This is a genomic window from Mesorhizobium sp. WSM3873 (genome assembly GCF_001672445.1).
Lineage (GTDB): Bacteria > Pseudomonadota > Alphaproteobacteria > Rhizobiales > Rhizobiaceae > Mesorhizobium.
This window is the reverse complement of record NZ_LYTM01000054.1, coordinates 188,100-209,544: the sequence shown is the minus strand read 5'-3', so window position 1 is coordinate 209,544 and position 21,445 is coordinate 188,100. Positions and strand designations below refer to the sequence as shown.

At 63.2% G+C, this 21,445-nt stretch carries 20 protein-coding genes; 12 read left to right on the top strand and 8 right to left on the bottom strand.

Going from position 1 to position 21,445, the window contains the following annotated elements; all coding sequences use genetic code 11:
• Positions 1-51: 51 nt before the first annotated feature.
• The 12 genes from A9K71_RS25545 (at position 52) to A9K71_RS25490 (ending at position 12,708) form a co-directional block, all read left to right on the top strand.
• On the top strand, positions 52-1,422 hold the full coding sequence (locus A9K71_RS25545; protein ID WP_067002579.1) for a glutamine synthetase family protein: 1,371 nt from the start codon (positions 52-54) through the stop codon (positions 1,420-1,422).
• 71 nt (positions 1,423-1,493) lie between these two features.
• Entirely contained in the window at positions 1,494-1,904 is a 411-nt protein-coding gene (locus A9K71_RS25540; protein WP_067002576.1) for a hypothetical protein, read from the top strand.
• The gene (locus tag A9K71_RS25535) at positions 1,894-2,310 is read left to right on the top strand and encodes a type II toxin-antitoxin system VapC family toxin (RefSeq protein WP_067002574.1); all 417 of its coding nucleotides are present in this window, start codon (positions 1,894-1,896) and stop codon (positions 2,308-2,310) included. Before A9K71_RS25540 ends, A9K71_RS25535 begins: the two co-directional genes overlap by 11 nt.
• A 24-nt stretch (positions 2,311-2,334) precedes the next feature.
• Complete coding sequence (locus tag A9K71_RS25530) at positions 2,335-3,720, top strand: aldehyde dehydrogenase family protein (protein ID WP_067002572.1); 1,386 nt, start codon at positions 2,335-2,337, stop codon at positions 3,718-3,720.
• Positions 3,721-3,737: 17 nt separating this feature from the next.
• Positions 3,738-4,910 (top strand): iron-containing alcohol dehydrogenase, encoded by a 1,173-nt coding sequence (locus A9K71_RS25525; RefSeq protein WP_067002570.1) that lies wholly within the window; start codon positions 3,738-3,740, stop codon positions 4,908-4,910.
• Between the two features lie 241 nt (positions 4,911-5,151).
• Positions 5,152-6,258: an ABC transporter substrate-binding protein gene (locus A9K71_RS25520; RefSeq protein ID WP_067002568.1), complete on the top strand. Its 1,107-nt coding sequence runs from the start codon at positions 5,152-5,154 to the stop codon at positions 6,256-6,258.
• A gap of 134 nt (positions 6,259-6,392) precedes the next feature.
• The gene (locus tag A9K71_RS25515) at positions 6,393-7,238 is read left to right on the top strand and encodes an ABC transporter permease subunit (RefSeq protein WP_170950271.1); all 846 of its coding nucleotides are present in this window, start codon (positions 6,393-6,395) and stop codon (positions 7,236-7,238) included.
• A complete protein-coding gene (locus A9K71_RS25510; RefSeq protein WP_067002564.1) occupies positions 7,235-8,026 on the top strand; it encodes an ABC transporter permease in 792 nt (263 codons plus the stop codon). The genes A9K71_RS25515 and A9K71_RS25510 overlap by 4 nt, the downstream gene beginning before the upstream one ends.
• A 27-nt stretch (positions 8,027-8,053) precedes the next feature.
• On the top strand, positions 8,054-9,118 hold the full coding sequence (locus tag A9K71_RS25505; protein ID WP_067002562.1) for an ABC transporter ATP-binding protein: 1,065 nt from the start codon (positions 8,054-8,056) through the stop codon (positions 9,116-9,118).
• 156 nt (positions 9,119-9,274) lie between these two features.
• Positions 9,275-10,825, top strand: a complete 1,551-nt coding sequence (locus A9K71_RS25500) for a sodium:proton antiporter (RefSeq protein ID WP_067002561.1) — start codon at positions 9,275-9,277, stop codon at positions 10,823-10,825.
• A gap of 112 nt (positions 10,826-10,937) precedes the next feature.
• On the top strand, positions 10,938-11,855 hold the full coding sequence (locus tag A9K71_RS25495) for an endonuclease/exonuclease/phosphatase family protein (protein WP_067002560.1): 918 nt from the start codon (positions 10,938-10,940) through the stop codon (positions 11,853-11,855).
• Positions 11,856-11,862: 7 nt separating this feature from the next.
• The gene (locus tag A9K71_RS25490) at positions 11,863-12,708 is read left to right on the top strand and encodes an EamA family transporter (protein WP_067002559.1); all 846 of its coding nucleotides are present in this window, start codon (positions 11,863-11,865) and stop codon (positions 12,706-12,708) included.
• Here the strand turns inward: A9K71_RS25490 and A9K71_RS25485 are convergent.
• The 8 genes from A9K71_RS25485 to A9K71_RS25450 form a co-directional block, all read right to left on the bottom strand.
• Positions 12,695-13,930: an MFS transporter gene (locus A9K71_RS25485; protein ID WP_067002765.1), complete on the bottom strand. Its 1,236-nt coding sequence runs from the start codon at positions 13,928-13,930 to the stop codon at positions 12,695-12,697. The two genes, A9K71_RS25490 and A9K71_RS25485, sit on opposite strands and share 14 nt — an antisense overlap.
• Positions 13,931-14,022: 92 nt before the next feature.
• A complete protein-coding gene (locus A9K71_RS25480) occupies positions 14,023-14,340 on the bottom strand; it encodes a Dabb family protein (RefSeq protein WP_067002558.1) in 318 nt (105 codons plus the stop codon).
• 10 nt (positions 14,341-14,350) lie between these two features.
• On the bottom strand, positions 14,351-15,979 hold the full coding sequence (locus A9K71_RS25475; RefSeq protein ID WP_067002557.1) for a GMC family oxidoreductase N-terminal domain-containing protein: 1,629 nt from the start codon (positions 15,977-15,979) through the stop codon (positions 14,351-14,353).
• Between the two features lie 12 nt (positions 15,980-15,991).
• The gene (locus tag A9K71_RS25470) at positions 15,992-16,753 is read right to left on the bottom strand and encodes a 3-ketoacyl-ACP reductase (protein ID WP_067002555.1); all 762 of its coding nucleotides are present in this window, start codon (positions 16,751-16,753) and stop codon (positions 15,992-15,994) included.
• Positions 16,750-18,252: a GMC family oxidoreductase gene (locus tag A9K71_RS25465; protein ID WP_067002553.1), complete on the bottom strand. Its 1,503-nt coding sequence runs from the start codon at positions 18,250-18,252 to the stop codon at positions 16,750-16,752. Before A9K71_RS25465 ends, A9K71_RS25470 begins: the two co-directional genes overlap by 4 nt.
• Before the next feature lie 106 nt (positions 18,253-18,358).
• Positions 18,359-19,474, bottom strand: coding sequence for an ABC transporter ATP-binding protein (locus A9K71_RS25460; protein WP_067002551.1), 1,116 nt, complete (start codon positions 19,472-19,474; stop codon positions 18,359-18,361).
• 22 nt (positions 19,475-19,496) lie between these two features.
• Positions 19,497-20,441: a carbohydrate ABC transporter permease gene (locus A9K71_RS25455; protein WP_067002549.1), complete on the bottom strand. Its 945-nt coding sequence runs from the start codon at positions 20,439-20,441 to the stop codon at positions 19,497-19,499.
• Complete coding sequence (locus tag A9K71_RS25450; protein ID WP_067002547.1) at positions 20,438-21,397, bottom strand: sugar ABC transporter permease; 960 nt, start codon at positions 21,395-21,397, stop codon at positions 20,438-20,440. Before A9K71_RS25450 ends, A9K71_RS25455 begins: the two co-directional genes overlap by 4 nt.
• Between the last annotated feature and the right edge of the window lie 48 nt (positions 21,398-21,445).

Here is a 21,445-nt window from a genome sequence, read left to right as displayed (position 1 = left end):
CCAGGGCTTCGTTTCTCCCTTTCAATCGACAAGTGTTGGAGTGCCAAAGGAATGGCCGGGAATTTCTCGTTCGATCAGTTGAAGAAAGCGGTCTCGAACGGCGAGGTCGACACGGTGCTGGCCTGCATCGTCGACATGCAGGGCCGGCTCGCGGGGAAGCGCTTCCTGGCCCAGTATTTCGTCGATTCCGCGCATGGCGAGACGCATGGCTGCAACTATCTGCTGGCCTGCGACATCGATATGGAGCCGGTGCCAGGCTACAAGGCGGCGAGCTGGTCGAAGGGTTATGGCGACTTTGTCATGAAACCCGACCTGTCGACGTTGCGGCGCGTCCCATGGCTGGAGAAGACGGCGCTGGTCATCTGCGACGTGCTCGATCATCACGACCATGAGGACCTCGCGCATTCGCCGCGCGCGATCCTGAAGAAGCAGGTCAAGCGCCTGAGCGAGCGCGGCTATATCGGCTACTTCGCCTCCGAGCTCGAATTCTACCTGTTCAGCGAAACCTATGAATCGGCGCGCAGGAAGCACTGGCAAGGGCTCGACAGCGCTTCGCCCTATATCGGCGACTACCAGATCGGCATCACCACCAAGGAAGAAGGCGTCATGCGCCGGCTCCGCAACGAGATGGAGGCAGCCGGTATCCCGATCGAAAATTCCAAGGGCGAGTGGGGTCCGGGCCAGGAAGAGATCAATGTGCGCTATGCCGAAGCACTCGAGATGGCGGATCGCCACGTCATCCTGAAGAACGGCGCCAAGGAGATCGCCGATTCCGAAGGCAAGGCCATCTCCTTCATGGCCAAGTACAATTACGGGCTCGCCGGCAATTCCAGCCACATCCATAATTCGCTGTGGAGCGCCGACGGCGGGACGCCGCTGTTCTTCGACAAAAACGCCGAATGGACGCTGTCGAGCCTCGGCCAGCAATGGGCGGCCGGCCAGCTCAAATACGCCAAGGAGTTCACCTGGTTCCTGGCGCCGTACATCAACTCCTACAAGCGCTTCCAGGCCGGCACCTTCGCGCCGACCAAGATCATGTGGAGCGAGGACAACCGCACGGCGGGATTCCGGCTGTGCGGCGAGGGCACCAAGGGCATCCGCATGGAATGCCGCATCGGCGGTGCCGATCTCAACCCCTATCTCGCCTTCGCCGCGCTGATCGCGGCCGGTCTCGCCGGCATCGACGAGAAGCTGGAGCTGCAGAAGCCGTTTGTCGGCGACGCCTATCAGGCGTCGCAACTGCCGGAAATCCCGAAGACGCTGCGCGATGCCGCCGAGACGCTGGAAGGCTCCACGATGCTGAAGCAGGCCTTCGGCGAGGAGGTGATCGAGCACTATGTCCACACCGCCCGCTGGGAGCAGTTCGAATACGACCGCCGGATCACGGATTGGGAACTGCACCGGGGGTTTGAACGCTACTAAAGCTGTAGTCGAACGTTGACTGAACCTAACTAAAGCTGTAGTCTTGGCTGGTTGAGTTCGGGAGCGTGAGAATGGGAAAGTATTCGCCTTTGCGTTCGTATCTTATGGCTCAAACCGGCGAGCGGGTTCCGATGTCGTTCAGCGACATCGAGAAGCTGCTTGGCGAAAAGCTACCGGCGTCCAAGCAGTATCCGGCTTGGTGGAGCAATAACCCCAGCAACAATCCAATGACAAAGGAGTGGCTGGCCGCGGGGTTCCAGACTGAGTCCGTCAATATAGCGGGCGAAAATCTGGTCTTTCGGCGCGTTCAGCCAGGTTCCGGCACTTCAAAGGGGTTCGGCGAATCGGCTCAGGCCGAGATCGGCGGGACACCGACACGGCACCCGATCTTCGGCTGCATGAAGGGAACGCTTACTATCCTCCCAGAGGTCGATCTGACGGAGCCTGTCGAGCAGGATTGGGGCAAGGTCTATGAAGACTGAGAACCTTCTGTTGGACACTTGCGCGGTCATCTGGATTTCGCAGGACGAACCGATAGCCGATGCGGCGACAACGGCTATCAGCAAGGCTCCTCAGTCCGGCACGCTGAACGTATCGGTCATGTCGGCATGGGAGATGGGCATGCTGGTGTCGAAGGGCAGGTTGCCGTCGACGAAGACGCCCGACCGTTGGTTCGACGAGTTCGTTGAGTCGGCGGCCGTCACAGTGGAAGGGGTGACGCCACGTATTCTCATCGCGGCCTCCTACCTCCCAGGTGTCGTTCACAGCGATCCAATGGATCGAATTCTGATAGCGACCGCGCGGGAGCGCGATTTGACTATCGTAACCCGTGACAAGGCCATTTTGGCCTATGCCGCGCAGGGTCATGTCAGAGCCATCGGCTGCTGAAAGAGTCAATTTGGAGACGTCTTCTTGGATACCGTAAAACTTAAATCACCCATCGACGGCTCGATCTACGCCGAGCGGCCGGTCGCGACGGATCAGGCGATCAATGCGGCGGTAGAGCGAGCCAGGGCGGCGCAGGAGAAATGGGCCGAGACACCGGTCGCCGAGCGCGGCAAGTACATGCTGGCGATGCTGGAAGCGCTGGTCGGCATCAGCGACGAGATCGTGCCCGAGATCGCCTGGCAGATGGGGCGGCCGGTGCGCTATGGCGGCGAGTTCGGCGGCGTCAAGGAACGCACCAGCTACATGGTCGAGATCGCGGAAGCCGCGCTGAAGCCGATCATGGCCTCCAATCCGAAGGACGGCTTTCGCCGCTATGTCAAGAAGGTGCCGCTCGGCGTCGTGCTGGTGATCGCGCCGTGGAACTATCCTTATCTCACCGCGGTCAACACCATCGTGCCGGCGCTGATGGCCGGAAGCGCGGTCATCCTCAAGCATGCGGCGCAGACGCTGCTGGTCGGCGAGCGCTTCCAGCAGGCGTTCGACAAGGTGGGCCTGCCGAAAGGCCTGTTCCAGAACCTGGTCATGAACCACGACCAGACCGAAAGGCTGCTCGGCTCGGGCAAGATCGATCATGTCAACTTCACCGGCTCGGTCGCCGGCGGCCGGGCCATCGAGAAGGCCGCGGCCGGCACCTTCATGACGCTCGGCCTCGAGCTCGGCGGCAAGGATCCGGCCTATGTCCTTCCCGACGCCAAAATGGACCATGCGGTCGCCAATCTGGTCGACGGCGCCTTCTACAATTCCGGCCAATGCTGCTGCGGCATCGAGCGCGTCTACGTGCACGAAAAGGTCTATGACGAGTTCGTCGAAGGTTTTGTCGCCGAGACCAGGAACTATATCGTCGGCAATCCGCTGGAGCAGGCGACGACCATGGGTCCGATGGCGCAGGCACGCTTCGCCGACCTGATCCGCGAGCAAAAGGCAGAGGCGCTGCGCAAGGGCGCCAAGGCGCATATCGACATGAAGGTGGAAAACGACAGGCCGGGCTCGCCCTATCTGGCGCCGGAAGTGCTGACCGGTGTCGACCACCAGATGAGCGTCATGCGCGAGGAAAGCTTCGGCCCGATCGTCGGCATCATGAAGGTGCGCGACGACGAGGAAGCCATCGCGCTGATGAACGACAGCCCCTATGGGCTGACGGCCTCGATCTGGACGCGCGACACCGAGCGCGCCGTGGCGATCGGCGACCGGGTCCAGACAGGCACCGTGTTCATGAACCGCTGCGACTATCTCGATCCGGCGCTGGTCTGGACCGGCGTCAAGGACACCGGCAAGGGCGCGGCGCTGTCCGCCATCGGCTACGACAACCTGACCCGGCCGAAATCCTATCACCTGCGCGAAGCGATCTGAATTTCGAAAGACAATCCATGTCCAAGCTCACCTCCAAATGGAACTACCCCACCACCGTCCGCTTCGGCGCGGGGCGCATCAAGGAACTGCCGGACGCGCTGGCCGCGGCAGGCATCAAGCGCCCGCTTTTCGTCACCGACCCGGGGCTGGCGAAGCTGCCCGTCGTCGCTTCGACGCTGAAGATCCTCGACGATGCCAATGTGCCTTATGGCGTCTTTTCCGAGGTGAAGCCGAACCCGGTCGAGTCCAACCTGACCGCCGGCATCGCCGTCTTCAGGAAAGGCAAGCATGACGGGGTCGTCGCTTTCGGCGGCGGCTCGGCGCTCGACCTCGGCAAGCTGATCGCCTTCCAGGCCGGGCAGACGCGTCCGGTATGGGATTTCGAGGACATCGGCGACTGGTGGGCGCGCGCCAACTCGGATGCGATCGCGCCGATCATCGCGGTGCCGACCACGGCGGGCACCGGTTCCGAGGTCGGCCGCGCCGGCGTCATCACCAATGAAGAGACCCACACCAAGAAAGTCATTTTCCACCCGAAGCTTCTGCCGGCGATCGTGATTGCCGATCCGGAGCTGTCGGTCGGCATGCCGCCCTTCATCACGGCCGGCACCGGCATGGACGCGCTCGCCCACTGCCTCGAAGCCTATTGCGCGCCGGGCTATCATCCGATGGCCGACGGCATCGCCGTGGAAGGCATCCGGCTGGTGTTCGAGAACCTGCCCAAGGCCTTCGCCAACGGCAAGGATCTGGTCGCCCGCGCGAATATGATGAGCGCGGCCGCGATGGGCGCGGCCGCCTTCCAGAAAGGGCTGGGCGCCATCCACTCTCTGTCGCATCCGATCGGCGCGCTCTACGACACCCATCACGGCATGACCAATGCGGTGTTCATGCCCTATGTCCTCGCCTTCAACCGCGATGCGATCGAGGACCGCATCGCGCGGCTCGCCGCCTATTGCGGCATCAAGGGCGGCTTCGATGGCTTCGCAAAAGCCGTCATCAAACTGCGCAAGGAGCTCAAGGTGCCGCATGCGCTGCCCGGCCTGATCAAGGGCCTCGACATGGACAAGAACCGCAAGACGCTGATCGCCGACATGGCGGTGGTCGATCCGACCGCCGGCGGCAATCCGGTCAAGCTCACCAAGAAAGGGGCGCTTGCTCTGCTCGAAAATGCCATCGCAGGGTCGGTGTAAGACAATCTTCGGCGGAAAGTTGATCTGGAAACGAGGGGAAAGGAAAGGGCAACGGGCGGAATGCAAGGAGGAGAATAATTAGCCGGAAAAAGAATCGCGAAGCGATTGCTACAGCCGGTTAAAGAGAGTTTACTTTTTCGTGTTGCGGGGTGCCGCTTTCACAAAGCTTTCATCTGGCTGTCACACGAAAACGATACCGCATCGCAGGCGTCCAATGGCGTCAGTTCAACGGAGAGAACACATGTTCAAATTCACGGGGAAAGTGCTTTCCCTTTCGGCCGCGGCGCTGTTTGCGTCGACGGTGATTTCGTCCGCCGACGCGATGGACGATCTCGTCAAGGCGGCGAAAGCCGAGGGCCAACTCACCACCATCGCGCTACCGCACGACTGGTGCGGCTACGGCGACGTCATCGCCGGCTTCAAGGCGAAGTATCCGGAGATCACCGTCAACGAGCTCAACCCGGATGCAGGCTCCGGCGATGAGATCGAGGCGATCAAAGCGAACAAGGACAACAAGGGCCCGCAGGCACCTGACGTCATCGACGTCGGCCTGTCCTTCGGTCCGTCCGCCAAGAAGGACGGCCTGATCCAGCCTTATAAAGTCTCGACCTGGGATTCCATTCCGGACAGCGCCAAGGACGCTGACGGCTACTGGACAGGCGACTATTATGGCGTGCTCTCGTTCCAGGTGAACAAGGATCTGGTCAAGGAATCGCCGACCGACTGGGCCGACCTGCTGAAGCCTGAATTCGCCAACTCGGTTGCCCTTGCCGGCGATCCGCGCGCTTCGAACCAGGCTATCCAGGCCGTCTACGCCGCCGGCCTTGCCAGCGGCGCTGCCGCTGGCGAAGCCGCAGGCACTGCCGGGCTCGAATTTTTCAAGAAGCTCAATGCCGCCGGCAACTTCGTGCCGGTCATCGGCAAAACCGCGACGCTCGCCCAGGGCCAGACGCCGATCCTCGTCACCTGGGACTACAACGCGCTCTCCGGTCGCGACACGCTGAAGGGCAATCCCCCCGTTGACGTCATTGTGCCGAAGACCGGCGTCGTCGCCGGCGTTTACGTGCAGGCGATCAGCGCTTACGCGCCGCATCCGAATGCGGCCAAGCTCTGGCTGGAATATCTCTACTCCGACGAAGGCCAGATCGGCTGGCTGAAGGGCTATTGCCACCCGATCCGCTTCAACGATCTCGCCAAGAACGGCAAGGTTCCGGCGGATATGCTGGCAAAGATGCCTCCGGCCGAGTCCTATGCAGCCGCGGTGTTTCCGACGCTCGATGAACAGGGCAAGGCGAAAGAAGCCATCACCAAGAACTGGGACGCCGTCGTCGGCGCCAATGTGAAGTAAGCATCAATATGGTCCGGGCGGCCCGATGGCCGCCCGGACTCCCTTCCCAAAACGGTAGCCGGCGCATGACCGATCTCTCGGTTTCCAATCAGGCAATTGCGGGCAAGGCCGCGCCCCCCGGCGAAGCGCGCGCAATGCGGCTGCCGACGCATTGGCTTGGCGTAACGCCGTTCTTCGTCTTCGCCGTCATGTTCCTGATTCTGCCCACGCTCTACTTGATGCTGGGCGCCTTCCAGAACGAGGCGGGCGAGTTCACCTTCGCCAACATTGTTGCGCTTTTTTCGGCCAACATCGTTGCCGCCTACTGGATTTCGATAAAGGTCAGCCTGGCGTCATCGCTGATCGGCGCCTTCGCCGGTCTTGCCATCGCCATCGCCATCGTGCGCGGGGGCCTGCCCAACTGGATACGGTCGGGGACGCTGACGTTTTCCGGTGTCGCGTCCAATTTCGCCGGAGTGCCACTGGCTTTCGCCTTCATCGCGACCCTGGGTCGGCTGGGCCTCGTCACCGTGCTGCTCAACACGCTGGTCGGGTTCAACATCTATGCGCATGGCTTCAACCTGCTGTCGTTCTGGGGTCTGACGATCACCTATGTCTATTTCCAGATTCCGCTGATGGTGGTCATCATCGTGCCGGCGATCGACGGGCTAAAAAGGGAATGGGGCGAAGCCGCCGCCACGCTCGGCGCCACCCAGGCGCAATACTGGCGCTTGGTCGTCATCCCGGTGCTGTGGCCGAGCTTCCTCGGCACCGTCATCCTGCTCTTCGCCAATGCCTTCGGGGCGATCGCCACCGCCTATGCGCTGACCGGCTCGTCGCTCAACATCGTGCCGATCCTGCTCTACGCCCAGATCCGCGGCGACGTGCTGCACAATGCCCATCTCGGTTACGCGATCGCCTTCGGCATGATCGTCATCACCGGGCTTGCCAACATCTTCTACATCTGGTTCCGGACGCGCTCGGAGAGGTGGCTGAAATGAAATCCGGCAGGTTCTGGGCCTGGGTCGTCTTTGTCCTCGGCGCGGCGTATTTCTTCATCCCGCTGATCGCGACGATCGAGTTCTCGCTGCGCATGCGCCGCGGCGTCTATTCCCTGGACGCCTACAAGGTCGTGCTCGGCGACAGCCAGTTCCAGGCGACCTTCATGTTTTCGGTGGTCGTCGCCATCTTCACCATTCTCCTCGGCGTGCTGATCGTCGTGCCTACGGCCTACTGGATCCGCCTTCGCATGCCGCAGATCAGGCCGATCGTCGAGTTCATCACGCTGCTGCCGCTGGTGATCCCGGCCATCGTCATCGTCTTCGGCTATATCAGGATGTATGGGTCGAATTCGCCGCTGCCGTTCCTGGCAACCAATCCAGGCGCGAATGCTCTGCTGGTCATCGGCTATGCAACGCTTGCACTGCCATACATGTACCGCGCCGTCGACACCGGGCTTCGCACCATCGACGTGCGCACGTTGACGGAAGCGGCGCAGATCCTGGGTGCCGGCTGGGGCACGATCATCAGCCGCGTGATCCTGCCCAATGTGCTGATCGCGGTGCTTTCGGGCGCATTCCTTACCTTCGCCATCGTGATCGGCGAATTCACCATGGCCAGCCTGCTCAACCGGCCGGCATTCGGCCCGTATTTGCAGAATCTTGTGGCCAACCGCGCCTATGAGCCGGCGGCGCTGTCGATCATCGCGTTCGTCATAACCTGGGGCTGCATGTCGCTGATCCAGATCTTGTCCCGTTTCGCGCCGAAATCGGCGAACCGCCCCAATTGAGCGAAGTACCGACCGAAAGAAAAAGCCATGGCCGAGCCGTTCCTCTCCATCCAGCATGTGCGAAAGTCCTTCGGCGCCACAACCGTGGTCGAGGATTTCAACCTCGATGTCGCGCCGGGCGAATTCGTCTCCTTCCTCGGTCCGTCCGGCTGCGGCAAGACGACGGTGCTGCGCATGGTGGCCGGCTTCGAGGAGCCCTCGGCCGGCAAGATCGTGGTTAGCGGCAAGGACATCACCAGGCTGAAGCCCAACCAGCGCAATATCGGCATGGTGTTCCAGGCCTATGCGCTGTTTCCCAACCTCACTGTGGCGCAGAATATCGGGTTCGGCCTGAAGGTGGCGGGCATGCCCAAGGCGGCCATCGATTCCCGTGTCGCGGAGATGCTCGAAATTATCAGGCTGCCGCAGATGGCCGACCGCTATCCCTACCAGCTCTCCGGCGGCCAGCAGCAGCGCATTGCGCTGGCGCGCGCCATTGCGCCGAAGCCGAAGCTTTTGCTGCTCGACGAGCCGCTGTCGGCGCTGGACGCCAAAGTGCGCATTTCGCTGCGCGAGGAAATCCGCTCGATCCAGAAGAAGCTTGGCATAACCACCATCTTCGTGACGCACGACCAGGAAGAGGCGCTGTCGATCTCCGACCGCATCGCGGTCATGTATGGCGGCAAGGCCGAACAGGTCGGCACGCCGTTCGAGATCTACAACCGGCCGGCGACCAAATTCGTTGCCAATTTCGTCGGCACGCTCAACGTCCTGGAAGGCAAGGTCACCGATGCCGCGTCCGGCAAGGTGCAGGTCAACACGCAGGAAGTCTCGCTGAAGGGAAAGCTCAACGGCTCGAAGTCCGGCGACACGCTGTCGCTGGCGCTGCGGCCCGAAGCGATTTCGCTCGGACGCCAGCCGGGCCACGACACCAGCCTTTCGGGCGAGATCGCCGAGGTGCATTTCCTCGGCTCGGTCATCCGGGTGCGCGTCGGCATCGGCGGCAACACGGTATCGCTCGACACCTTCAACAACTCGGCGACGCCGCCGCCTGTCGTCGGCGAGAAGGCGGACATCTCGTTCTCGTCGGGCGACATGCTGGTGCTGCACTAGGGTGAATGGTGAATAGTGAATAGTGAATGGTAGTCAGCGAAGAGAGCACTTTACGTGCTCGAATTGTTCTGATGATGCCCATTCACCATTCACCATTCACCATTCACCATCGCTTTTTGCAGTGCCAAAGGCCTGGTTCCATCGCTACGATGAGTCATGGCGCTTTTCGAGCTCACCCTCATCCTGCTTCTGATCGCCGTCGGGCTGACGGCGTTGTCGCGATGGCTGGGGATACCTTATCCCTCCCTGCTGGCCTTGGCCGGAGTGGGGATCGCCTTTCTGCCAGGTGCGCCGACCATCGAGATCGATCCGGAACTGGCGCTTGCCCTGTTCATCGCGCCGGTGCTTCTCGATGCCGCCTATGATACGTCGCTGCGCGACCTGAAGCGCTACCGGCTGTCGCTGGTGCTGCTGGCGTTGGGCGCGGTTGTCTTCACCACCGTGGTCGTCGCCTTCGTCGGCTGGAAGATGGCCGGTCTGCCGATCGCGGCGGCGATCGCGCTCGGCGCCATCGTCGCGCCGCCGGACGCCGTGGCGGCGAGCGCCGTGCTTGGCCAGTTCAAGGTGCCGCACCGCCTCAACGCCATCCTGCAAGGGGAGAGCCTGCTCAACGACGCCACGGCGCTTCTGATCTACCGCATCGCCGTTTCGGCCGCGGTCGGCTCGGTCATGCTGAGCGATGCGGTGCCGGTGATCCTTCTGTCGACGGTCGGCAGCGTCGCCGCCGGCTATCTGTTCGGCCGCCTCTCGCTGCTGACGCTGACGCGCATCGAGGATGCCGCAAGCAGCACCGTGGTGCAGTTTGCCGGAACCTTTGCCGTCTGGATCATCGCCGACAGGATCGGCCTTTCCGCCATCATCACCATCGTCGTCTATGCCATCACCATTGCGCGCACCGCGCCGCGCCAGATGTCGGCCAGACGCCGCGTCAGCACCTACTCGGTCTGGGAGTCGGCAGTGTTCGTGCTCAATGTGCTGGCTTTCGTGCTGATGGGCCTGCAGGCCCGGTCGATCGTCGGCAGGCTCTCCGGCGATGGGCAGGGCGATGAATTTGTCTTCGCCGCAACGGTGCTGGCCGTTGTCATCGTGGCACGCCTCGTCTGGGTGTTTGGCTACGTCGCGATCATACGGCGGTTCGCCCGCTTCGACAGCAAAGAGCAAAGGCGGGATGCGCCGACATTCGGGGGCGCCTTGCTTGTCGGCTGGTGCGGCATGCGTGGGCTGGTGAGCCTGGTGGTAGCCATTGCATTGCCGGCCAATTTCCCTGGCCGGGACCCGATCGTGCTTGCCGCCTTCGCGGTCGTGCTCGGCACGCTGGTGCTGCAAGGCATGAGCTTGAAGCCGCTGCTGCGCTGGCTCAATTTCGAAGAGGATACGACGATAGATCGCGAAGTGGCGCAGGCACGCGTTGCCATCATGGAAGCCGCGCTCGACGTCCTGAGCCGCAAGACGTCTGCCGCTGCGGACGTTGTGCGCGAGCAGTACGAGGCCCAACGAAAGATCGCCGAGAATCCTGAGGATGCGCAGGCGGCCACCGAATACGACCGGCTGCGCCTCTATGCCATCAAGCGGCAGCGCGATAGGCTCGAAGAATTGCGCCGCGACGGTACGATCGGCGACGAAGCCTATCACCGTCTGGAAGAAGAAATCGACTGGTCCGAGCTGGCAGCATCGCCGGCGGGGCGGTTCCAGTCGCTCACGACCTAGACGATGCCAGGGTCGGCGGTCATGACTGGACCATCCCGCACGTCGATGGCGTCCATTGCAACGCGATGGCCGAGGCACTAGTGCCGTGGCCGGATATTCAGCCGGTTAATCGATGAAGCTGGTCAGCTACAACATCCAGTACGGCTACGGCAGCGACGGCCGCTACGATCTGGCGCGCGCCACGCGCCTCGTCGACGGCGCCGACATCATCGCCCTGCAGGAAGTGGAGCGGCACTGGCAGCGCAGCAACGGCGACGACCAGCCGAAAATCCTGTCCAGGCTGCTGCCCGACTATCACTGGGTCTACGGTCCGGCCTTCGACATGGACGCCAGCGAAAAGCGTGATGGGCGCATCGTCAACCGCCGCAGGCAGTTCGGCACGATGCTTCTGTCGAAGCTGCCGATCGTCTGGTCGCGGCTGCATGCGCTGCCGCTGCGCCGCACGCTCAAGCCCCTCAACACGCGCACCGCCGCGCTGGAGTGCATGATCCGGACGCCGGCGGGATCCGTGCGGGTCTTCTCGCTGCATCTTGCCCATATCGCGGCCGAAGAGCGGCTGGAGCAGATCGACTATCTGCTCGCCGAACAGCGCCGCGCGCGGTCCGATGGCGGTCCCTGGAGCGGCGCCGATGACGAGCCGCAGCGCAACTGGGCGAATGGCGAGCCGGAGCCGGAAAACCCGCTGGCGGCGATCTGGCTCGGCGATTTCAACATGGAGCCGGGAAGTGCGGAATACCGGCGCATCGTCGGCAGCACGCCCTATCATCGCGGCGCCGTCTATATCGACGGGTTCGTCGATGCCGCAGCCGTCGCCGCCAAGCCGGTGACGGACTTCCACACGCATGAAAAGAACATCGAGGGCAAGCTGGCGAAACGCCGGCTCGATCATTGCTTCGTTGGCGGCATGCTGGCCGGGCGGGTGCGTTCCGTGAGCGCCGATATCGGCGAAGTGGCCTCCGACCATTTCCCGCTCAGGGTCGATATCGATCTGGAAACGCCAGGCATCGCCGCTGGGCTTGCAGGCGGGTGAGGCGGGCATGACGCTTTTCGTCTTCCTCGCGGTGCTGTCGGCGGCCGCCATGCACGCGATCTGGAACGCGCTGGTCAAGGTGCACCTCGACCGCTTCCTGTCGATCACCTTGATGACGCTCGGCATGGGGGCTGCGGCGCTGCTGGCGCTGCCTTTCGTTGAAGTGCCGAAAGCCGAGGTCTGGCCATTCATCCTCGCCTCGGTCTTCTTCCATATGGGCTACCGGACGTTTCTGATCGGCGCTTACAAGGCCGGCGATTTCGCTCAGACCTATCCGCTGGCGCGCGGTACCGCGCCGCTGCTCTCCGCGCTCGGCGGCATCGTTCTGCTCGGAGAGATACCGGCGCCACTCTCCATCTTCGGCATCGTGCTTCTGTCGGCAGGCACGCTGGTCATGTCGTTTCGCGGCGGCGTGCATCTTGAACGGTTCAATCTGCGCGCCGTCAGCTTCGCGCTCGGCACATCGATCTTCATTGCCAGCTACACGCTGTCGGACGGCAGCGGCGCGCGGCTGGCGGCAACCGCGCAAAGCTATGCGGCCTGGCTGTTCGTCTGCGATGCGCTCTGGGCGCTGGTGCTGTGCATCGCCTTTCGCGGGCCACAGTCGCTGCCCCTGCTGGCGCGGGACTGGAAGGCAGGCCTCTTCACCGGCGTGCTGAGCGGCGCCGCCTACTGGATCGTGATGTGGGCGATGACCAAGGCGCCGATCGCCTCGGTGGCGTCGCTGCGCGAGACCTCGATCCTGTTCGCCATGCTGATCTCGGTGCTGGCGCTGGGCGAGAAGATGACGGCATGGCGCGCCGCCGCGGCGCTGGGCATCGTCGCGGGCGTGGTGGCGCTCAGACTGGGCTGACTTCCCGGTCGATCACGGTCATGACCTCGCCACGCTTCTCGGGGCTGAAGCGGATCACGACGATGATGCAGACGGCGACCACGCCGGCAAACAATGCCAGCGCATAGCCATAGCTGCCTCCCGGCGCTTCGGCGATGCCGGCCTGATACGGGCCGCCATAGGAGGCCGCCAGATTGCCGGCCTGGTAGATGAAGCCAGGCAAGGTCGCCCGCACGGAGCCCGGCGATAGCTCGTTGAGATGCACCGGAATGACGCCCCAGGCGCCTTGCACCGCCACCTGCATGATGAAGGCGCCGAGCGCCAGCATGAAGGGCGTCGTCGTATAGGCCCAGAGCGGAATAGCCGGCAGGGCAATGACGCAGGCGAGCGTGATGGCGTTTATGCGCCCGATCTTCTCCGACAGCGCGCCGAACGCCAGACCGCCGACAATGGCGCCGATATTGGCGACGATGGTGATCCAGCTCACCGTGTGCGGATCGAAGCCGTGCTGCTTCTTCAGGAAGGTCGGGTAGAGGTCCTGCGTGCCATGGCTGAAGAAGTTGAAGAACATCATCAGCACCACGGCATAGAGCGCGATGCCCCAGTGCTTCTGCAGCGTTACGAGGAGGCCTGGCCGCGCCTGCGCCCGGCCTGAGACGAAGGCGGGCGATTCCGGCACGTGCGAGCGGATGAAGAGCACGATCAGCGCCGGCACGAAGCTCAGCAGGAACATGGCGCGCCAGCCGAAGGTGAAATCGCCGATCTTCTGGCCGTAGAGCAGCCCATAGACAACTGCCGCCAGCAGATATCCCGCCGGATAGCCGCATTGCAGGATGCCCGAAACCATGCCGCGGGCGCTGGGCGGAATGGATTCCATGGCGAGCGAGCTGCCAAGGCCCCATTCGCCGCCCATCGCGATGCCGAACAGCGCCCGAAGCGCCAGGAATATGCCGAGATTCGGCGAGAAAGCGGCCAGCGCCCCGATCACCGAGTAGCTGACGATGTTGAGCATCAGCAGCGGTTTGCGCCCATATTTGTCGGCCAGCATGCCGAACAAGAACGCGCCGATGAATCGCGTGGCCAAGGTCAGGAACAGCGCCTTGGAGACCGCCGGGACATCGGTGTGGAATTCAGCGGCGATATCGGTGAGCAGGAATGTCAGAAGGAAGAAATCAAAAGCGTCGAGCGTCCAGCCCAAGAAAGATGCGACGACGGTTTTCTTCTGCTCCGAGGTGAGACTCAAATCGCTGCTCCTTTGCATCCGCGAAAGGAACGATATGTTCCATGCGGTGCAAAAGAGAACGGGTCATTTGCCGGTTTCCGATCAACCGACGGTCACATTTCCGTAAACTCCAAGTCGAGGACCATCAGCCCGTCGGTGCCCCCTTCGAGCGCGGCGACCAGGCGAGCGCCGGCGCGCTGATGCGCCTCGTGCGCCAGATAGGCGTCGCGGGCGGCAGCATCGCGGAAATCGATGGTAAAGCCATGGCCGAAACCGCGCGCGAACGGCTCCGGGCTGACATTGGCGCTGAAATGAACCTTGCCCATGCCGTCGATGGCCGGGCGCAGCGCTTCGAGATCGGCGTGAATCGCGGCGCGCTCGGCGGCGGAGGTGCCGTCGCCGAAGCGGACAAAGACGCAGTGGCGGATCATTGTTCTCCCCTCAAGCCGCCTTATTGCCCTTGAACACGGCCGGCGGCAGCGGCTCGCGTCCGAGGATCAGATCGGCGCCCTTCTCGCCGACCATGATGGTCGGCGCATTGGTGTTGGAGGAGGGGACACGCGGCATCACCGACGCGTCGCAGACCCGCAGGCCGTCGATGCCGCGCAGCCTGAGATCGGGCGTCACCACAGCCATCGCATCATGTCCCATGCGGCAGGTGCCGACGGGATGGTGATCGGTCTTGGACGCGCGGCAGGCATAGTCGAAGAGGTCGGCGTCGCTTTGCAGCGCAGGGCCGGGCAGCACCTCGCGCAGCACAAAAGGCTGCAGCGCCTTCTGCCGCATGATCTCCCGCGCCAGCCGCAGTCCCTTGATCGACATGTCGCGATCGTAGGAATCGGACCAGTAGTTCGGGTCGATCAGCGGATGATCGACGGGGTCGGCGCTCTTCAATCGCACCGTACCGCGCGAGCGCGGGCGCAGGAAGGCGGAGTTCAGCGTCACGCCGGGATTGTTCAGCTTCTCGACCCCGGCCTCGATGCCGGAGCCGAGACCGAGATGGAACTGGATGTCGGGCGAGGCGGCGGTCGGATCGGCGTACCAGAAGCCGCCGGTCTCGAACAGGCTGGAGGCGACGGGGCCCTTCTTCAAAAGCACGTATTGCAGGCCGGCCCACATCGTGCGGTGCAGCTTGGCATAGTTGTCATAGGTGTGGTCGCCGGTGCATTCGGCGATCACGAACAGGTCGAGATGGTCCTGCATGTTGGAGCCGACGCCGGGCAGGTCATGGACCGGCGTGACGCCGACCGACTTCAGATGATCGGCCGGGCCAATGCCAGATTGCATCAAGAGCTTTGGCGAGCCGATGGCGCCGGAGGAGATGATCACCTCGCGTTCCGCGCGCAGGATCGTCTTCTCTCCGCTCGGCCTGTCGACGATCTCGACGCCGATGGCGCGGCCTTTCTCGACGACGACACGGGTGACGAGTACATCGGTCCTGACCGTCAGGTTCTTGCGGGCGCGGATAGGCTTCAGATAGGCGACCGAGGCGGAGGAGCGCCGCGCGTCCTTCTGGGTGAGCTGGTAATAGCCGACGCCTTCCTGGCTGGCGCCGTTGAAATCCGGATTGAAGGGGATTCCCATCTCCTGGCCGGCGCGGAAATAGGCCTCGCAGATCGGCAGCGGCGAGATCGGGTTGGAAACGCCGAGCGGCCCCTGGTCGCCGTGATAATCGTTGGCGAAGCGCTGGTTGTTCTCGGCGCGCTTGAAATAGGGCAGCACATCGCGATAGCCCCAGCCGGCCAAGCCCTCTTCCTTCTCCCAGGCGTCATAGTCGCGGGCGTTGCCGCGCGTGTAGATCTGGGCGTTGATCGACGAGCCGCCGCCGACAACCTTGGCTTGGGTGTACCAGAAGACGCGGTCCTTCATGTGCTTCTGCGGCACCGTCGACCAGCCCCAGGAAGCGATGCCCTTGGTCATCTTGGCGAAGCCTGCCGGCATGTGGATCAGCGGGTGCCAATCCTTGCCGCCCGCTTCGAGCAGCAGGACTGAATTGGTCGGCTCCTCGCTCAGTCGGTTGGCCAGCACGCAACCGGCCGGTCCGGCGCCAACGATGATGTAGTCAGCCATGGTTCCACTCACTCACAGACGAGGCACGGAGAGCGCGCCGTCGACATCGATGACCGATCCGGTTGCAAAGCCGAATTTTCCGCTGGCAAGTGCGGCCACCACAGCGCCGATATCGGCGCCCTCGCCCCAGCGTTTGGCCGGCACCAACCCGCCGTCTATCAACGCGTCATATTTGGCGGATACGCCTGCCGTCATGTCGGTGCGAATGATGCCCGGCCGCACCTCGAACACGCCGATGTTTTCCGCGGCGAGCCGCAGCGCCAGGTTCTTCACCCACATCGAAAGCCCTGCCTTTGAGATGCAGTAGTCGGCGCGCTCCGGCGAGGCCATTGTCGCGCTGACCGAGGTGATGGTGACGATCGACCTCGCAAAGCTGGCTGGTGTCGCCAGCATCGCCTTGGCGACGGCCTGGCTGAGGAACACCGTGCCGCGCAGATTGATATTTAGCGCGTGGTCGAAATTATCAGGCTTCAATTCCAGAAGGTCGCCGCGCACGACGGCGCCTATGCCGGCGTTGTTGACGAGGCAATCGATGCTGCCGAAGGCGTCCACCGCCGTCGCGACCAGTTTTGGATGGCCGGCGAGATCAGCGATGTCACAGCTGGCATAGGCAAACTTCGCGCCGCGCGCGGCGATGCTTTCGGCAAGTCCATCGGCCGGCTTGTCCGCAAGGTCGGCAACAAGAATATCGAAGCCGGCATCGGCCAGCGCCTCGGTGCAGGCAAGGCCGATGCCGCGCGCGCCGCCGGTGACGATGGCTGCCCGGCGGGTCATGCCGCGAACTCCGTCTTGCGGATATGGTCTGCCACGCGCAGCGCCTGGGCGGCGATCGACAGCGCCGGATTGACCGCCGCCGAGGTCGGCAGGAAGCCGGCGTCCACGACGAACAGGTTCTTATGGTCGTAAGCACGACAGAACGTATCGAGTGGCGCCGTCGCCGGGTCGTTGCCCATGCGCACCGTGCCGCACTGGTGCGAGGGCGTGCGCTTGTCGAAGGGGCGCGACAGCACGATCGGGTAACCGCAGGCGCGGAAGTTTTCGCGCATCACCTTGGTCAGGCCTTCCAGCGACTGCATGTTGGAGCGCCGCCACTGCATGACGATCTCCTTGCCGTCGACCAGGATGCGGCTTTCAGGATCGGGCAGGTCCTCGCACATCAGGTACCAGTCGACGGCGTGGCCGGCCATGAAATCGAGCGCGAATCTCGGCGCCAGCTTCACATTGGCCCGCAGCATGTTGCCGTCGATCTTGCCGAGCAGTTGCACGTTGCCGAGTGGTTTACCGCCCTTGCCGTCCGACAGATAATAGTCGTTGAGCATCAGCGTCTTCTGGTAGACGGCGTCGTTGCGGCGGCGCGGGTCGATCGCCAGCATCGCGCTCGAATTGTGGTTCATGAAATTGCGGCCGACCTGGTCGGAACTGTTGGCGAGGCCTTTGCCGTTTGTCGAGGGCGAGCGCAGCAGGATGACGGCGGAGTTGATCGCGCCGGCCGAAAGGATGACCAGCTTCGGCGAGAGCGTCCTTTGCGAGCCGTTCTGCGTGTAATGAATGGCGGCAATCGATTTGCCGTCCGGCGAGGCCTCGAGCCAGTCGACATGGGCGCCGGTTTCGAGCTTGATGTTCTTGTCATTGAGCGCCGCCGCCAGAGGCCCGGTCTGGGCGTCGACCTTGCCTTGGCCGGTGTTCGGAAAAGCATCCCAGCCGGTCTTGCCCTCCTTCAGCCAGGCTTCGATGTCGACGCCGAGCGGCAGCGAGGCAGGATGCAGGCCGAGGCCTTTGAGCTCGGCGCGGGCACGCGCGATCGAAGGTTCGTCGGGCACCGGCTTGAAGGCATAGGGAATCGAATGGAACGGCTCGGTCGGATCCTCGCCGAGCGCGCCCCGCACGCGGAAAAGCTGCTCGGCCTTCGAATACCAGGGTTCGAACTCGTCATAGGAAAACGGCCAGGCCGGCGAGACACCGCCGAAATGCTCCAGCTCGGAGAAATCCTCCTTGCGGTAGCGGATCAGCACCGCGCCGAAGAATTTCGAGTTGCCGCCGACATAATAGTAATTGCCGGGGTTGAACGCGGCGCCGCCGGCCTCGCGCCACATCTCCTTCGGCCGGTAATGCCCGTCGACGAAGATCGAGCGCGTCGAGCGCGCATGCGGCGTCGCAGGCAGCGGTTCACCGCGCTCCAGGATCAGGATCGAGGCGCCGCTGCCGGCCAAGCCGGAGGCGATCGTGGCGCCGCCGATGCCGGAGCCGATGATGACGATATCCGGATTTGTCATGGTCTAAAGCGCGTCGTGTTTGAACTGACGGGGACCACGCGCTTTAGATCTTTGTCTTGACGCATGTCGCTGCCCCAAAACCGGATCCACTTTTGGGCGACATGCATCAGAGAATGCGCTTCTCGGTCGCCGGATCGAAGAACACCGCCTTGCTGAGATTGAAGGCCAGCGGCGTGCTGGTGCCGGGCTGGATCCTGGCGTCGGCGCGCAGCCGCGCCACCACGCCCTTGCCGCCGAGATTGGTGACGGCGAACGTGTCCGATCCCGCCGGCTCGACCACTTCGATGTGGCAGTCGGCGGTGGCGATTTCGGATCCGTTGCGCTCGGCGCCTTCTGGATCGGTCAGCGCTTCCGGGCGCACGCCGAAGATGACCGGCTTGTCCTTGAAGGCCGCAAGGCCGGTCGGCGCGCCGGGCAGCGACAGCGTGATCGGTTGGCGGGCCTCACGATCGAGAACAACGGAAAGCCCGCTGCCATTGGCGCCGATCTTGGCCGGGATCAGGTTCATCGCCGGCGAGCCCATGAAATCGGCGACGAAGACATTGGTCGGGTTGTTGTAGACTTCGGCCGGCGTGCCGAACTGCTGTACCTCGCCATCGCGCATCACGGCGATCTTGGTCGCCAGCGTCATCGCCTCGATCTGGTCGTGGGTGACATAGACGATCGTGGTGCCGGTCGTGGCGTGCAAGCGCTTGATCTCGATGCGCATGTCGACGCGCAGCTTGGCGTCGAGGTTGGAAAGCGGCTCGTCGAACAGGAAGAGTTTCGGGTCGCGCACCAGCGCCCGGCCCATGGCGACGCGCTGGCGCTGGCCGCCGGAAAGCTGGCTGGGCTTGCGGTTGAGCAGGTGACCGATCTGCAGGATCTTTGCCACCTTGTCGATCGCCGCCTGGCGCTCCGCCGCCGGCACGCCGCGCATCTCCATGCCGAAGGCGATGTTTCCGGCAACCGTCATGTTCGGATAGAGCGCGTAGCTCTGGAAAACCATGGCGATGTCGCGCTTCGAGGGATGCAAATCGTTGATCGCGCGGCCGTCGACGCGGATCTGGCCCTCGGTGATGGTTTCCAGCCCGGCAATGGTGTTGAGCAGCGTGGACTTGCCGCAGCCGGACGGGCCGACCAGCACCAGGAAGCCGCCCTTTTCGAGCTCGACATCGATGCCCTTCAGGATCTCGACATTCCCGAAGCGCTTCTTCAGCCCATCAATTTCCAGAAAAGCCATGGTCGTTCCTTCAGAGATAGGGTCAGCCCTTGACCGCGCCGGCCATCAGCCCGCGCACGAAATAGCGGCCGGCGACGACATAGACGATCAGGGTGGGGAGCGCGGCAATCATCGCCGCGGCCATGTTGACGTTGTATTCGACGACGCCGGTCGAGGTGTTGACGACATTGTTGAGCGCCACCGTCATCGGCATCACGTCGCCGGTGCCGGCGTAAGCGGAAGCGAACAGGAAGTCGTTCCAGATGTTGGTGAACTGGTAGATGACGGTGACGACGAAGATCGGCATCGAGTTGGGCAGCATGATGCGACGGAAGATCTGGAAGAAGGAGGCGCCGTCGACCTGCGCCGCCTTCACCAGTTCGGTCGGGAAGGCCTCGTAATAGTTGCGGAAGAACAGGGTGGTGAAGCCGAGGCCGTAGACCACATGGACGAAGGCCAGGTTGACCGTCGAGTTGCCGAGGCCGAAGTTGAACCCCGTCGCGTTCTGCAGGCTGGCGCCGAAGCGGCCGATGCTGCCGAGGATGGTCGCCATTGGCAAGAGCACCGACTGGAACGGAATGAAGCAGGCAAACAGCATCATCGCGAAGACCAGCGTGTGGCCGCGGAAGCGCCATTTGGTCAGCACATAGCCGTTGAGAGCGCCGAGCAGCGTCGAGATCAGCACCGCCGGCACCACCATCTTGATGGAGTTCCAGAAGTAGCCCTTGATGCCGGCACAAGTCAGGCCGACGCAGGTTTCGCCCCAGGCCTTGAACCATGGCGCGATGGTCGGCGACTGCGGCAGCGCCAGCATATTGCCGTTCTGGATCTCATCCATGGTCTTGAACGAGGTGACCAGCATGACGAAGAGCGGCATCAGGTAGAACAGCGCGAACAGCGCGAGCAGCCCGTAGATTACGATGCGGTTGATCGTCCTGGCGCTGACGCCGCTCGATGCCTGGCGGGCCGGTGAGGTGACGGCGCTCATCGCGGCTTCTCCCTGAGCTCGGAATAGAGATAAGGCACGATGATCGCGGTCAGCGTCATCAGCATGATCACCGCGCTCGCCGAGCCGACCGCCATCTCGTTGCGCTTGAAGGTGAACTCATACATGAAGTTGGAGGGCAGCCAGGCCGAGCCGCCCGGTCCGCCGCTGGTCAGCGCCACGACAAGGTCATAGGACTTGATGGCCAGATGCGCGAGCACGATGAAGGCCGACAGGAACACCGGCCTGAGCAGCGGAATAACGATGCGGCGGTAGAGCTGGAAGGTGGTGGCGCCATCGATCTGCGCGGCCTTCATGATCTCACCGTCGATGCCGCGAAGCCCGGCCAGAAACATCGCCATGATGAAGCCGGAAGCCTGCCAGACGCCGGCGATCACCACCGTGTAGATGACGAAATCCTTGTTCTTGATCCAGTCGAAATGGAAGCTCGTCCAGCCCCATTGGTGTAGGGTCTGCTCGAGACCGAGGCCGGGGTCGAGGAACCATTTCCAGGCGACGCCGGTGACGATGAAGGAGAGCGCCATCGGATAGAGATAGATCGGCCGCAGCATGCCTTCGCCGCGGATCTTCTGGTCGAGCAGGATGGCCAGGAACAGGCCGAGCGCCAGGCAGATCAGGATGTAGAGGAAGCCGAAAATCCCCATGTTGGTGATCGAGGTGTACCAGCTCGACGGCGGGTCGCTCTCGAAGGTCCAGCGCCACAGCCGCTGATAGGCGCGGGCGCCGGTGATGTCGTAGGATGGGAAGGTCTTGGAATTGGTGAACGACAGATAGATCGTCCACAGGATGAAGCCATAGACGAAGACGATCGTCGCCGCGAAGCTCGGCGCCAGGACGATCTTCGGCAACAGGTCCTGCAATCGCGAGCGGACGGAGGCGCCGGGACGGGCGTCATGTTCCGGCGTCAGCTTGATTTGGGTTTCGGCGACTGTGCTCATCGGCTCATCCAGTACCGGTTATTGGGGACCAGCCAGCGTGCGGCGCAC